General features: G+C 57.3%; 1 pseudogene. It reads left to right on the forward strand.

Annotated features, from left to right (window positions below):
* Nucleotides 1–205, forward strand: a pseudogene (locus tag ACRXB1_RS37875) (hypothetical protein); the annotation flags it as partial.
* Nucleotides 206–253 lie beyond the last annotated feature (48 nt).

Here is a 253-nt window from a genome sequence, read left to right on the forward strand (position 1 = left end):
GGTCGTTGCCGAGCGAAAAGGGACGCTAACGAAGGTAGGCGAGACGCAAAAGCCGCAGAGCGAGTTGGAGGCGGAATTGGCGCGGGTCAAGCGCGAGCTGGCGACGGTCACGATGGAGCGCGATATTTCATATGGCCTTTTTTTGCAAGCAGGACGAGCACCATCCTCGCTGCCGCGATCTCGATCGTCAACGTATCCAACCTGATTGGTAACGCGGCAGACGGGCTGTTTATCGACGATGGATCAAGCTCAT

The sequence above is a fragment of the Caballeronia sp. M23-90 genome, from assembly GCF_053574605.1.